Source organism: Micromonospora yongxingensis, from assembly GCF_052601155.1.
Window position 1 is genome coordinate 569,838 of sequence record NZ_JBQXEO010000001.1, and the last position, 13,739, is coordinate 583,576.

Here is a 13,739-nt window from a genome sequence, read left to right on the forward strand (position 1 = left end):
CGGCGGGCCGGCACACCGGTGCGGCGGTCGGTGGACGCGTCAGTCGCGGTGGTGGCGACCGGTGGAGCGCAGCGAGCGGCGGCCGTTCTCCTGCTCGGGCTCGTTGTCCGCCACCGGCTTGCCGAGGCCGGCGACCCAGTCGACGAATTCCTCGTCCTGCGCGGGCAGCGCCTCCGGCGTGTCCGACGGCGTCGCGCTCTCCTCCTCGGTGCGGGACCGGTTGCGGCGGAACAGTCCGCCGAGCCGTCCTCGCCGCGCGGGCTGGTCGGCGTCGCCCCGGGGCGTCGGCGCGGCCGGTCCGGCGTCGGTGCTCGCCGCGTCGCCGGTGTCGCTGGCGGCCTCGGACGGGCCGGTCTGCTCCGGCGCCACCGGAGACGCCGACGTCGGGGTGGTCGGTCCCGTGGGGGTGCCGGGGTCGGAAGCCTCGGCTGCCCGGTCCGACATGCCGGTGGCGCGTCGCCACCGGGCGGCTGCCCGGTCCGACGCGCTGCGACGGCCGGCTGGAGTGGCGGGACCCGCCGGTGCCGTCGGGCTCGACGAGTCGGCGGGAGCCGCGTCCTCGACGGCCGCGGCCGAGCCCGCCGACGCCGTCGGGGAGACGGCCGGCGAGCTGTCCTGCGGGTCCGCCGAGCCGGCGGGGCGGGCGGTCCTGAAGGCGTCCCAGCTGCTGGCACGGCTCAGGTCGGGCAGCGGCGCCCGGTGCCGGGGCCGGGGCGTCCGCTCGGTCGGCTCCTCCGGCCCGGTCGTGGCGTCCGGGGCCGTCGACCCGGCGTCACTCGTCTGGGCCGGAGCCGTCCACGCCGGGGTGACCGGCCAGGCCGGCGCGGCCGGCGTCCACCGGTCCTTCTCCGGTTTGCTGGCGGTCGCCGCCTGGAACAGCGGCTCCACGGGACCACGCCCGGTGTCGGAGCGCTCGGTGTCGGTCGTGTTGGCGGCATCGGTGGCCGCGCCTGCCGGCGTCGAGGTCGCCGTCGGCTCGGCCGCGGCGGGCGGCTCCGAGGTCGCGGCGGGGTCGGTGCCGGCGACCGGAGTGGGCCGGGTGCCCCGACGGGATGCCGGATCGGGGGTCTCCTCGCCGGGCCGGGAAACGCCACCGGCCTTGCCGGACCGGGCGTCGCCGCTCGTCCTTCCCGCTTTGCTGGCGGCGGGTTTCGTAGCGGGGTCAGCGGCAGCTTCCGGGTCGGTCGGCTTCGTGCCGCCGGCGACGGCCGGGGTCGTGGCCGACGGGGTGGACTTCGGCTTGCGGGTGCGACGCGGCTTGGGCGCCGGCGTGGCGGTCGCGCCCGCCTCGCTCGTGGCCGCGCTGGTCGTGCCCGTGCTCGCCGTCCCCGTGTCGGCCGTGGCTGCGCTGGTCGTGCCCGTGCTCGCCGTCCCCGTGTCGGCCATGTCCGCGCTGGTCGGCTGGGCCGTGCCGCTCGTGCCCGTGTCGCTTGCAGCCGCGCTGGCCGGCTGGACCGCGCCGGCCGTGGCGGTGCTGGTCGTGGCCGTGTCGGTCGTGGCCGTGCTGGTCGTGGTCGTGCTGGTCGTGGCGGCGCTGGTTGGCTGGGCCGAGCTGTTCGTGGCCGTCGCCGCGGTGCTGGCTGCGTCGTCATCGTTGCGCGTCGGGCCGTCGGCCCTGGTGCGCGTCGCCGTGGCGGGGGTCGACACCGGGGTCGGCTCGCTCGGGAGGGTGGCATCGCTGGTGGTCGGGGCCGACTCGGTGCCGGTCGGTGCGACATCCGGGCGGCTGGCAGGAACCGTCGGCTCGGGCTCGACGACGGGGGAGGTGCTCGTCTCGTCGTCGCGGCTCGGGCTCGTCCCGTGTCGTGCGGCGGTGAACTCGCCGGTCGGCTCGGTCAGCCAGGCGGCGGGGGCGGTCGGGGTGTGACCACCGGTGCGGCGCGGTGACCGGCCCTCGGCCAGTCGGGAAACGGCGACGTCCTCGGTGGCGGTCGGGTCGGCGGGGCTCGGGCCGTGCTGGCCGCTCGCCGTGGTCGCCGGCCAGTCCCAGTGGGCCGGCACGGTGCGGACGGTGGCGGTCGTGTCGCCGTCGCTCGGGGCGCGCCCGATGCCGGCGGGCTCCACGGCTGCGGCGGTCGGCTTCGCGGCGGCGGCGCGCTCGGCGGCGGCGGTCGGCTCGGCGGAGTCCGCCGACTCGGTGCCGGGCAGGGCCGGGCCGGCGGGCAGCGGGCGCAGGATGTCGGTGGGCTCGATCGGCTGCGCGTCGGTGGCACCGGCACGCACCGGCCAGCGCAGCAGCGCGGCGGCGGCCGCGCCGAGCGCGCCGGCGAGGACGGCGATCAGCGCGCCGTAGTAGGGGGTGGTCTGGTAGCGGTCGACCGCGTCGCCGGGGCCGGCGGTCAGATAGGCGAACGCCACCAGCACCGGGCCGGCGACCCCGGTGGCCCCGCTGATCAGCGGCACCTGGCCCCGCCAGCGGGCCAGCCCGGCGGTCGCCGCACCGGCGAGCAGCGCCCCGATGGGCAGCAGGAGCAACGCCAGCCGCTGTGCCGCGCCGTCGTCGAGCCAGGTCGGTTCGAGCACGCCGAGCCGCACCGTGGGCAGCGGGCCGGTGGTGCCGAGCGACGGCAGGACGGAGACCAGCGCCAGCACCCACACGATGCCGGCCATGGCCGCCACGTTCCAGCCCAGCTCGGGTCGGAGCAGGACGGCGATGGCCGCGCCGGCCCCGATCAGCGCGCCGAGCACCGCGCAGATCCCGACCGCCCAGACCGGGTCGATTGAGATCAACTCGGCGGCCCGGGCTGGCTGCATGCAGAGCGGGGCGACGACGGTGGCGCCGAGCGCGGCGGCGGCACCGACGGCCAACTGCCGTCCGGTGCTGGCCGGCAGCCCGTCCCGGCGGGCCAGGCGTCCGGTCAGGACGGCGCCGGCCACCGCGGCGTTCGCGGCGAACCAGCCCACCCAGACGAGCTGGGCCGGCCACTGGTTGACGGTCGTACCGGTGAAGGCGCCGGTGAGTCGGATGATGCCGAATCCGTACGCGACGCCGAGCTGGCCGGCTCCGGCCAGCACGCTCACCCCGAGCGCCGTGAGCAGCAGTCTGCCCCAGGTCCGAAAGGCCATGTCCGGCACGTTACGCACCTGGTACACCGGATCGCCACCGGCGCGCCGCGCGGCGTGGCGGCCCGCCGTCGGCGGGTCTACTTGAGTTCGACCAGCCGAGCCAGGTAAGTCGTGTCCCCGACATTGGTCAGCATGTGTACGGCTCCGGGGTCCCGGTAGACCACTCCGCCGGTGGGTTCGTCGGCGTCGATCCGGGTGCCGTCGACCGTCTGTACGACGTTCTTCGCGCCCTCGATCGCCACCACCAGATAGGGGTGGTCGTGCCGGTGCAGCGGCTGGCGCTCGCCCGGTTCGAGCCGGATGTGCCAGACCCGGACCCGGTCGTTCTCGTACACGATCTCCTGGCCCACCGGGCCGAGTTCGATCCCGTCGGTCACGTCGCTCATCGTTCTCCGTCCAGTTGCGGGAGCACCTCGGCGGCGATCAGCTCGAGGTGGTCGAGGTCAGCGAAGTCGATCAGGCGCAGGTGGACCCGGGTGGCGCCGACCGCGGCGAACTCGCCGATCCGCTGCACGAGCTGCGCGGGCGAGCCGACCACCGGGTCCTCCGGCGGCAGCGCGCTCTTCTCGTGCAGTGGTGCGGCCCGTCGCTGTGCCTCCGCGTCGGTCCGGCCGATGGCGACCACGATCCCGGCGGAGAGCACCAGGGGAGCGCGCCCGGACTCGGCCCGGCCGGTGCGGTCGCACGCCTCGCGCACCCGGTCGTACGCCCCGGCGGTCTGCTCCACCGACTTGAACGGCATGTTGAACTCGTCGGCGTACCGGGCGGCCAGTTCCGGAGTGCGCTTGGGCCCGCGCCCGCCCACGATGATCGGCGGTCCGGGCACCTGCACGGGCTTGGGCAGGGCCGGGGCGTCCACCAGCCGGTAGTGGTCGCCGGTGTAGCTGTACGTCTCGCCGGGCGGGGTCCGCCACAGCCCGGTGATGACCTCAAGCTGCTCGGCCAGCCGGTCGAAGCGCTCGGCCACGGCCGGAAACGGGATGCCGTACGAGGTGTGCTCGCGCTCGTACCAGCCGGCGCCGATGCCCAGTTCGACCCGGCCGCCGCTCATCTGGTCGACCTGCGCGACCATCACCGCCAGCGGACCGGGCAGCCGGAAGGTGGCCGACGTCACCAGGGTGCCGAGCCGGATCCGTTCGGTCTCGCGGGCCAGCGCGGCGAGGGTCAGCCAGGCGTCCGTGGGGCCGGGCAGGCCGGGGTCGGCGCCCATCGACTGGTAGTGGTCGGCGCGGAGGAACCCCTCGAAGCCGCCGGCCTCGACGAGCCGGGCGAACCGGAGCTGGTCGTCGTAGCTGGCCCCCCGGTGCGGCTCGGTGAAGACCGACACCCGCATGGTCATCGTCCTTCCGCGCCGGCCGCGGCCGGCTGGTCGCGTTCCATCAACAGCTCGTGCAGGTCGGCACTGACCTGGGCGACGTCGGCGAGGTGGGCGTTGCGGCCCAGGGTGCGGGGCCGGGGGATGGTCACCTCGACGACCTTGCGGATCCGACCGGGGCGAGGGCTCAGCACGACCACCCGGTCGGCGAGCAGCACCGCCTCGTCGATCGAGTGGGTGACGAAGACGATGGTCGGCTTGTTCTCCATGTGCACCCGCTGGAGTTCGCCGGAGAGTTCCTCACGGGTGAGCGCGTCGAGCGCGGAGAACGGCTCGTCCATCAGCATCACCCGGGGCTCGCCGATGAGCGACCGGCACAGCGACACCCGCTGCTGCATGCCGCCGGACAGCTCGTGTGGCAGCCGCTTCTCGAAGCCGGCCAGCCCGGCCACGTCGAGCAGTTGCCGGGCCCGTTCGCGGTGCTTGGCGCGGCTCCAGCCGAAGATCTCCACCGGGAGCAGGACGTTGTCCAGCACGGTGCGCCAGGGCAGCAGCGCGGGCTTCTGGAACAGCATGGCGATGTCCCGCCGGGGCCGGGTGATCGGCGTACCGGCCACGGTGATCTCGCCGGCGCTCAGCGGGAGGAGCCCGGCGATCAGCCGCAGCAGGGTGGACTTGCCGCAGCCCGAGCGCCCGAGCACGGCGACGAATTCACCCTCGGCGACGTCGAGGTCGATGCCCCGCAGCGCCTCCACCCGGCCGGATCGGCCTTCGAAGGTACGGGACACCCCGGACAGTCGGATCATCTCGGGTGGACCTCCGCTGAGTGGACGGTCAGGAATCCGGCAAAGGCTAGCCCGCTCGTCTGCGTAACGCACCGTCCGGGGTGGTCGTCAGGTTGTATCCGTTCCGCAACCCGATACGCCTGGCGTCGCAAAGGTGGGTTTCTCGTACGCTGTGCCCGCGAAGAGTCCCCTCACGACGGCGGTGCCCGGCTTCCACCCCTCCCTCCGGTCCCGCCACGACAACCCCCTCCGGTGGCCAGCGGCCCCGGTCGGAAAGGACATGGTGCACTGATGAGAAGGCTGACCCGTACGGTCGCTACGGCCGCGCTGGCCACCGCCCTCGCCCTCGTCTCCGCCTGCAGCAGCGGGTCGGACTCGGCCGACGACGCCAAGGGCGGCAACGGCGGGGCGTTGGAGAAGGTGACCTACCTCACCTCCTTCGGCAACTTCGGCCGTGACTCCTACGCCTGGGTGGCGAAGGAGAAGGGCTTCTTCAAGGAGGCCGGCTTCGACGTCGAGATCAAGGCCGGCCAGGGCACCGGCGGCGTGATCCAGACCGTCGTCGGTGGCCAGGCCGACTTCGGGCCGATCGACCTCACCGGTGGCCTTCTCCAGCTCGGCAACGGCCAGGCGAAGGACTTCATCGCGGTGGCCGCGATCCAGCAGCGCACCATGGCCGGCATCGCCACCGTCGAGGGCAAGAACATCGCCTCCCCGAAGGACCTGGAGGGCAAGAAGCTCGCCGACACCCCCGGGTCCGTGGTCCGCAACCTCTTCCCGACGTACGCCCGGCTCGCCGGTGTGGACGCCAGCAAGGTGACCTGGGTCAACGGTGAGGCGCAGGCGCTCATCGGCACGCTGGCCTCCGGTTCGGTGGACGGCATCGGCCAGTTCGTCGTGGGTCAGCCGACCATCGAGGCGGTGGCCAAGAAGAAGGCCGTCATGCTGCCGTACAGCAACGTGATGCAGGACCTCTACGGCAACGTGCTCATCACCTCGGCGAAGATCGCCAAGGAGAAGCCCGAGATGGTGAAGCGGTTCACCGCTGCGCTGCTCAAGGGTCTGGAGTACAGCCTGGCGAACTCCAAGGAGGCCGCCGACATCCTGAAGAAGAACGTCGACGCCACCAACCCGGTCGCGGCCGCCGCCGAGCTGGACCTGATGGCCGCGTACGTCCGTTCCGGCAACTCCGGCACCGCCATCGGCACCCTGGACAGCGGCCGGGTGGCCAAGAGCATCGCGATCCTGCAGGGTGCTGGCGCGCTGAAGCAGAACGTCACCCCCGAGCAGATCATCGACTTCAGCCTCGCGCCGAAGGCCTGATCGTCCGGTCGTCACCAGGGGGTACGTTCCGCCGATCCGGGTGGGGCGTACCCCCGTCGCTCGTCGGCCCTCGCGGCCGTCGGATATCGAGGAGGACAAGATGACCGACGTCCGGTCAGCGGAGCCGGTGGCGGGGGTGCCCGCAGCCCCGGGCGCCGGCCCCGAGGCGGGGCGGGCGGGTCGGGGTGTCGGCCTCCGCGCGGGGACCGGGGCGGCGCTGCTGCCTGTGGCCGGCCTCCTGGTCGCCCTGGCGGCGTGGTGGCTGATCGCCCGGCTGGAGCTGGTCCACCCGGCCGCGCTGCCACCGCCGGGCGACGTGCTCGCCGCGTTCGTCGACAAGCCTGCCCGGATGCTGGAGCACACCTGGGACACCCTGTTGGAGATCCTGATCGGCTTCGCCCTGTCGGCGGCGGCCGGTGTCCTGATCGGACTCTCCCTGGCCAGCTCCCGCACGGTGGAGCGGATGTTCACCCCGCTGCTGGTCGCCATCAACGCGGTGCCCAAGATCACCCTGGGTCCGCTGCTGGTGGTGGCGCTCGGCTGGGGTCAGAAGCCGATCCTGACCATGGTGTTCCTGCTCTGTTTCTTTCCGATCGTGCTGTCCACCGCGACCGGCCTGACCACCACCCCGGCCGACCTGGCCGAGTTGGTGCGCTCCTGGAACGCCTCCCGTTGGCAGGCGTTCCGCAAGGTGCGCTTCCCGGCCGCGCTGCCGCAGATCTTCGTGGGGCTCAAGGTGGCCATGCCGCTGGCCGCGATCGGTGCGGTGATCGGTGAGTTCCAGGCCGGCGAGAGCGGCCTGGGCTACGTGATCCTCCAGTACGCAGGCGTCGGCGACACCGCCACCGCCTGGGCGGCGATCATGCTGGTGGCGCTGGTGAGCATCCTGCTCTACTCGGCGCTGGTCCTGGTCGAGCGGCTCGCGCTGCCCTGGGTGCGGGAGACCACCAGCCGCTGAGCGGTGTGGCCCGCCGGGTACGGCGGGCCACACCCTCGCGCTATCCGGCCAGTCGCCAGCGGCCGTTGCGGGCGACCAGCGTGGTGAGCGCCTGTGGCATCAGCCCGGAGTGGTTGTCCGGCGTCATCCGGATCGGGCCGGAGAGGCCGTCCATCTGGGACGTCTCCAGCACGTCGCGGATGCCGTCGCGGTCGACCTGCCCGGCCGCACCCCCGGCGCGCAGCTCGGCGTCGGCGATCAGCTGGACCGCGTCGGCGGCGAACGACGAGGACCCGTTGTAGCCGCCGAAGCGTGCGGTGTAGTCCTGGAACCACTGCCGCCGGGCCGCCTTCGCCGGCGTGGTGGCGATGACGTCGTCGATCACCATGGTCTGGGTGAAGATCAGCGTGGCCCGCTCGGTGGCCCGGGCGGCCGCACCGAGGAACAGGTCGCCGGCCGCGCCCGCGTCGAAGAAGAGCGACCCACGGAAGGCGGCCTGCTGGGCGCTGTTCGCGGCGAGCGTCGCCTGCTCCGGCGGGGTCCAGATGACCAGGGCGTCGGGCTTGAGCTTGGTCAGCCGCGTGATCTGCTGGCCGACCTCGGTGTCGGTGGTCTTCACCGACTCCTCGCCGACCGCCTTGATGGTGGTCTTGTCCAGCTCGCGGCGGAGCGCGAGCGCGCCCTCCCGGCCGTAGTCGTCGTCGCTGTAGAGCAGGCCCACCTTGCGGACGTTCTTGCGGCGCAGTTCGGTGGTGAGCGCGGCGGCGCTGTCCACGGCGTTCGGGCCCAGCTTGAACACGTAGCGCCGTTCGGCGACTGGGCTGGCGATGGCCCCGGAAGCGGCGAGCGCAATGGTGGGAATCCGCTTCTCGTTGATGGTGCCGACCGCACCGACCGCACATTCGTTACAGCCGCCCATGATGATGGCGCTGACTTGGGAATCGCTGCTGAAGTCGGCGATGTTGCGCAGTGACTCGGCGGCGTCGGAACGGTTGTCCTTCACCTTCAGCTTGATCTTCCGGTCGTTCAGTGCTCCGGAGGAGTTCAACTGCTCGACCTTGAGATCCAGGGCCCTCTGGTATGCCCGGCCCACCGGTGCGGCGGCGCCGGAGAGTTCGAGGTCCGCAGCGATCACGATCGGACTCGTGTCCTTGTCGTCCCCGCCGAACTGGCAGCCGGTGAGCGTGGTGGCCACAACGGCCGATGCGAGCGCCGCGATGGTCGCGGAGCGGATGGGGCTCAACTCAGTCCTCCAGGTGCGGGCGCGGGCGCTGCCCGGTCACCGCCGCTAATCCGTCCTCAGTGGAGGACGGGATCTCCTCTGCCGTACGGTGTGCGCGAAGCCTGCAAAACCTTGCCAATGGCCAGCGCTGTGGTCAAGCGCGGACGTTGGTCGCATTTTCGGGACGGCCATCCCACATGCTGGGGTAACGCAATGTTTGCAAAAGCTCACTTTGCATACACGCGCGACCACTCTGGAGTTACATGCCCTGTTCAGGGGCTTGCGGAAATGAAGGTATCAGTTGACCGGATCACGGGATGCGCGCCGTCCGACCGTTTCCTACCCCACTGCGGCTTCCCAAAGAGTGTCTTCTCTGATGAAATCGCGGCCGTGCCGCGCGTGGTCCCCTCCGCCCGCGGCATGGTTCGGCGGGTCAGGCGGGGAAGAAACGACGGAGGCGATGTCGTGAGCACCGGACCGACGACCCTGCCCGCGCTCGGCGACAGTGCCGGGCGTACGCGCCGACGGTTGCCGAGACTGCGCGACGCCCGGATCCGGTCCAAGCTGGCGCTGATCCTGGTCGTCCCGGTGGCGGCGGTGATCGCGCTGGCCACGGTCCGGCTCATCTCGGTCGGTGAGGGCGCTCTCGACGCCACCCGGGCACGGTCGCTCACCGCGCTCTCGATCGACGTCAGCGCGCTGACGCAGGACCTCCAGTCCGAGCGGATGGCCGCGGCGGCCTACCTGGCCACGCCGCAGCAGCCGGCCGACGCCTACAACCTGCGGGTCCGCCAGACGCAGCAGCAGGTCGACGAGTACCGCGCCGAGCGGGGCCGGATCGGCGAGGTGCCGGCGGCGCTGCGGGACCGGCTGGCGGCCATCGACGACCACCTCGCCACGCTGGACGGCACCCGTCAGGAGGTGCTGGACCGCCGGCAGATGGCCGTCGCCGAGGCGGTGCTGCGCTACGGCGTGATCCTGACCGACCTGGTCGCGTACGGCGACGGGCTGGCCCAGCTGCCCGGCGAGGAGCGCCTGTCCGACAGCCGCCGCGCGGTCGCCGCGTTCGCGCGGGCCAAGGCGTCCGTCGCCGAGGAGCAGGCCGTCGCCTTCACGGCGCTGACCGCCGGTCAGCTCGACTCGGAGCAGTTCTCGTCCTTCGTGGCGACGCTGACCAGCCAGCAGGAGGCCCTGCTCGCCTTCTCGCTCGCCGCCGACCCGGCGCAGCGGTCCCTGGTCGACAGCACCGTCTCCGGTGACGCGGTCGGCTTGGCCGACCGGGTCGCCACCGACATCACCCGCTCGGTCGGGCAGCGGCCGCTGGTCAGCGTGCAGGACGCCAGCGCCGCCATCGGCGCGGTGAACGACCTGATGCGCTGGGCCGAGGTGCAACTGCAGAACCGGCTGCTGGAGCAGGCCGACTCGGCACGCACGAACGTCATCCGGCAGGCCGTGGTCGAGTCGGTGCTGGTGCTGCTGACCCTGCTCATCGCCGTGTCGCTGGCCGTGGTGCTGGCCCGCTCGCTCAACCACTCGCTGCGCCGGCTGCGTGAGGGCGCGCTCTCGGTGGCCAACCACGACCTGCCCGACGCCGTGAAGCGGCTGCAGAACATGGGCAGCGTGGGCGACGGCGGGGTCGAGGAGATCGTCCGACAGGTCCGGGACCCGATCCAGCTCACCAACCGCGACGAGGTCGGCCAGGTGGCGTTGGCCTTCAACGTCGTACACCGGGAGGCGGTGCGTGTCGCCGCCGAGCAGGCCGCGCTGCGGACCAGCGTCTCGGCGATGTTCCTCAACCTGGCCCGCCGCAGCCAGACCCTGGTCGACCGGATGATCGGCGAGCTGGACGCGATCGAGCGCGGCGAGGAGGACCCGAAGCGGCTGGCGCAGCTCTTCGAGCTGGACCACCTCGCCACCCGGATGCGCCGCAACGACGAGAACCTGCTGGTCCTGGCCGGCGCCGACTCCGCCGTACCGCGTCGTGACGACGCGCTGGTGGTGGACGTGTTGCGCGCCGCCCAGTCCGAGGTGGAGCTCTACAACCGCATCGAGTTCGGCACCGTCGACACCGACATCTCGGTCGCCGCGCACGCCGTCAACGACGTCGTGCGGCTCGTCGCTGAGCTGCTCGACAACGCCACCCGGTTCTCGCCACCGAACACCACCGTGGTCGCTGACGGTCGCCGGATCCGCGACTACGTGCTCATCCAGATCGAGGACCGTGGGCTCGGCCTCACCGACGAGCAGCTCGACTCACTCAACCGGCGGCTGGCCGCGCCACCGAGCGTGGACGTCGCCGCGTTCCGGCTGATGGGTCTGGCCGTGGTGAGCCGGCTCGCCTCCCGGTACGGCATCCGGGTGGAGTTGCGCCGCAACGTCGAGGGCGGCACCGTTGCCCAGGTGACGCTGCCCGCCGCGACCGTGGTGCTGCCGGCCAACCGGGGCCGCGAGCAGGTGCTCACCCGGCCGCGCCAGCCCATGGCGGTCGAGCAGACGCCGCTCACCCCGATCGGCCACGCCGAGCCGTTCGCCGGCGCCACCACCGCGGCGGCAACGCTGCCGGACCAGTGGCGGACCAACGCGCCGGCCCCGGCGCAGTGGCAGTCCCCGCTGGACGCGCGCGACACGACCCCGGCCGTGCAGGCCGGCGGGTTCACCGGTACGCACGCGACGGTGCCGCCCGCCGCGGCTCCGCCCGCCCCGGTCCCGCCCGCCCGACCCTCGTTCGGCACCGGCTCGGGTCGCTCGACGGGCAGCCCCACGGTGGCCTACCCGACCATCGACCCGCTGCCCCGGCGTGGCTCGGCGGACGCCACCGACGGGCGGAACGCACCGGTGCTGCCGGTCGGGCCGGTCGCCGGCCCCGGCGCGGTCGCGCCTCCACCGGCGCCGACGGTGCCGGCCGCCCCGGTCAGCACCCGGCCCGAGTTCCCCGCCGAGGCGCCGATCTTCCGGGAGATGGAGGCGGTCTGGTTCCGGTCGCACGGCGACGACGCCACCGCGATCTTCACCCGGCCGAAGTTCGACGGGCCCCCGCCCGTCGCCAGCGCCACCCCGACCGAGGCACGTGCGGGCAACAGCGGTCAGCCGGCCGCCGCGTCCGCGCCGGCCAAGGCACCGGCCCGGCCGCCGCTTCCCACCCGCACCCCGGGCAGTTCCAACGCCGACGGCATCGGGACGTCGGGCACCGGGACCACCAACGGGTTCGGCACGAGCGGGGCGGGCACGGCGCCGCCGTCGTACACCCCGCCGCCGGCCCGGACGGCCCCGCCCGTACCCGCCGCCCCGAGTGCACCCGCCGCCCCGGCCACGCCCGCCGCGCCGGCCACGGACACGAACTCCTGGCGGACGGCGGCCGACGAGGGCTGGTCCCGGGCCAGCAGGGCCGCGGAGCCGGCCCCCGCCGGGACGACCCGCTCGGGGCTGCCCAAGCGGGTGCCGCAGGCGCAACTCGTGCCGGGCGGCATCGAACCGAAGGGTGGCCGGGACCGCAGCCGGCGGACCCCCGATGAAGTACGCGGCCTGTTGTCGGCCTACCACCGCGGCGTGCAGCGCGGCCGGACGGCCGGAACGGACCTGAACAGCACCTCGACCAAGGAGAGCCGATGAACAGGCCAGCTGCCATGCAGGACATGGGTTGGCTGCTCACCAACTTCGCCGACAGCGTGGCGGGTATCGCCCACGTGGTGGCGGTGTCCGCCGACGGGCTGCTGCTCGCCTCCTCCCGGGATCTTCCGGGGGACCGGGCCGACCAGCTCGCCGCGATCACTTCGGGTGTGGTGAGCCTGACCGAGGGCGCGGCCCGGATGTTCAGCGCGGGCGGGGTGTTGCAGACCGTCATCGAGATGGACAGCGGCTACCTCTTCCTCATGTCGATCAGCGACGGCTCGTCGATGGCCGTGCTCGCGGCGCGTAGCTGCGACGTGGGCCAGGTGGGCTACGAGATGGCGCTGCTGGTCGAACGGGTGGGTGCCGCGCTGGTGCCGTTGCCGCGCGACGCGGTGCGCTCGTAGCACCTAGACACGGCGCGCGGTTCGCGCGCCGGACCAGGGACGGGAGGCGGTGTGGACCGGCTCCGCAGGGGACGAGGAGGTGATCGGGGATGGACCAACGACGCGCTGACCCGCGCGGCGCTCTGGTGCGTCCGTACGCGGTCACCCGTGGTCGTACCGAACCCCGGCAGGACATCGCCCTCGAGGCGGTCCTCACGGCTTCTCCCACCCAGGTCGCCGAGTCCCGCTTCGCCGGGCATGACAAGCACCGCATCGCCACGGTCTGCGAAGGCCGGGCACAGTCGCTGGCGGAGATCGCCGCGTACACCCGGATGCCGCTGGGCGTCGCCCGGGTGTTGGTCGCCGACATGGTGGCCGAGAGCCTGCTGACGTTACACACTGCTGCTCCCGCCGAGGGATTCGAGGAGCGGATGGAACTGCTTGGAAGGGTGCTAAGTGGACTTCGCAGGCTATGACCCCGCTGGGGGGCGGCAGAGCCGGGGAATCGTCTCGGCGAAGATCGTCGTCGCGGGCGGCTTCGGCGTCGGCAAGACGACCCTGGTCGGTTCGATCTCCGAGATCACACCGCTGACCACCGAGGCGGTGATGACCGCGGCCGGTGTCGGCATCGACGACCCGTCCAAGGTGCCGGGCAAGGAGACCACGACCGTCGCCATGGACTTCGGCCGTATCACCATGGCCCAGGACCTGATCCTGTACCTCTTCGGCACACCCGGCCAGACCCGGTTCTGGTTCATGTGGGACGAGATCATCCGGGGTGCGGTGGGTGCGGCCGTGCTGGTGGACACCCGCCGGATCACCGACGCGTTCGCCCCGCTGGACTACTTCGAGAACCGCAACCTGCCGTACGTGGTGGCGCTGAACCGGTTCGACGGCGCTCCGGAGTACGAGCTGGAGGAGATCCGCGAGGCGCTGGCCATCTCGTCGCAGGTGCCGCTGGTGATGACCGACGCCCGGCACCGGGACTCGGTCAAGCAGGTGCTCGTGACGGTGGTCGAGCACGCCATGCTCCGGCTCCAGGCCGAGCACGGTCGGGGCTTCCCCACGCCGGTCGGCTGATCCGGGTGGCCGGCCGGTG

11 protein-coding genes are annotated in these 13,739 nt (G+C 73.0%); 6 read left to right on the forward strand and 5 right to left on the reverse strand.

Going from position 1 to position 13,739, the window contains the following annotated elements:
- Positions 1 to 39 precede the first annotated feature (39 nt).
- The 4 genes from ACTWLT_RS02780 to ACTWLT_RS02795 form a co-directional block, all read right to left on the reverse strand.
- The gene (locus ACTWLT_RS02780; RefSeq protein ID WP_445316977.1) at positions 40 to 3,066 is read right to left on the reverse strand and encodes a hypothetical protein; all 3,027 of its coding nucleotides are present in this window, start codon (positions 3,064 to 3,066) and stop codon (positions 40 to 42) included.
- A gap of 77 nt (positions 3,067 to 3,143) precedes the next feature.
- Entirely contained in the window at positions 3,144 to 3,452 is a 309-nt protein-coding gene (locus ACTWLT_RS02785) for a cupin domain-containing protein (RefSeq protein WP_252418890.1), read from the reverse strand.
- Complete coding sequence (locus ACTWLT_RS02790; RefSeq protein ID WP_445317049.1) at positions 3,449 to 4,399, reverse strand: LLM class F420-dependent oxidoreductase; 951 nt, start codon at positions 4,397 to 4,399, stop codon at positions 3,449 to 3,451. Before ACTWLT_RS02790 ends, ACTWLT_RS02785 begins: the two co-directional genes overlap by 4 nt.
- Before the next feature lie 2 nt (positions 4,400 to 4,401).
- On the reverse strand, positions 4,402 to 5,187 hold the full coding sequence (locus tag ACTWLT_RS02795; protein WP_445316978.1) for an ABC transporter ATP-binding protein: 786 nt from the start codon (positions 5,185 to 5,187) through the stop codon (positions 4,402 to 4,404).
- Between the two features lie 270 nt (positions 5,188 to 5,457).
- Here ACTWLT_RS02795 and ACTWLT_RS02800 point away from each other — a divergent pair, with 270 nt between their 5' ends.
- Together ACTWLT_RS02800 and ACTWLT_RS02805 are read left to right on the forward strand one after the other, a co-directional pair.
- The gene (locus ACTWLT_RS02800) at positions 5,458 to 6,489 is read left to right on the forward strand and encodes an ABC transporter substrate-binding protein (protein WP_252418892.1); all 1,032 of its coding nucleotides are present in this window, start codon (positions 5,458 to 5,460) and stop codon (positions 6,487 to 6,489) included.
- A gap of 100 nt (positions 6,490 to 6,589) precedes the next feature.
- Positions 6,590 to 7,447: an ABC transporter permease gene (locus ACTWLT_RS02805; protein ID WP_252418893.1), complete on the forward strand. Its 858-nt coding sequence runs from the start codon at positions 6,590 to 6,592 to the stop codon at positions 7,445 to 7,447.
- Positions 7,448 to 7,487: 40 nt separating this feature from the next.
- Here the strand turns inward: ACTWLT_RS02805 and ACTWLT_RS02810 are convergent, their stop codons facing one another.
- Positions 7,488 to 8,669 (reverse strand): ABC transporter substrate-binding protein, encoded by a 1,182-nt coding sequence (locus ACTWLT_RS02810; RefSeq protein ID WP_445316979.1) that lies wholly within the window; start codon positions 8,667 to 8,669, stop codon positions 7,488 to 7,490.
- Between the two features lie 444 nt (positions 8,670 to 9,113).
- Between ACTWLT_RS02810 and ACTWLT_RS02815 the strand changes: the two genes are divergently transcribed.
- The 4 genes from ACTWLT_RS02815 to ACTWLT_RS02830 all read left to right on the forward strand — a co-directional run bounded on the left by ACTWLT_RS02815 (position 9,114) and on the right by ACTWLT_RS02830 (position 13,720).
- On the forward strand, positions 9,114 to 12,257 hold the full coding sequence (locus tag ACTWLT_RS02815; RefSeq protein ID WP_445316980.1) for a sensor histidine kinase: 3,144 nt from the start codon (positions 9,114 to 9,116) through the stop codon (positions 12,255 to 12,257).
- Positions 12,254 to 12,661 carry a roadblock/LC7 domain-containing protein gene (locus ACTWLT_RS02820; RefSeq protein ID WP_007465177.1) on the forward strand — a complete coding sequence of 136 codons (408 nt, stop codon included), beginning with the start codon at positions 12,254 to 12,256 and terminating at the stop codon, positions 12,659 to 12,661. Before ACTWLT_RS02815 ends, ACTWLT_RS02820 begins: the two co-directional genes overlap by 4 nt.
- 89 nt (positions 12,662 to 12,750) lie before the next feature.
- A complete protein-coding gene (locus ACTWLT_RS02825) occupies positions 12,751 to 13,116 on the forward strand; it encodes a DUF742 domain-containing protein (RefSeq protein ID WP_007465174.1) in 366 nt (121 codons plus the stop codon).
- Positions 13,097 to 13,720 (forward strand): GTP-binding protein, encoded by a 624-nt coding sequence (locus ACTWLT_RS02830; RefSeq protein ID WP_252418896.1) that lies wholly within the window; start codon positions 13,097 to 13,099, stop codon positions 13,718 to 13,720. Before ACTWLT_RS02825 ends, ACTWLT_RS02830 begins: the two co-directional genes overlap by 20 nt.
- Positions 13,721 to 13,739: the final 19 nt, after the last annotated feature.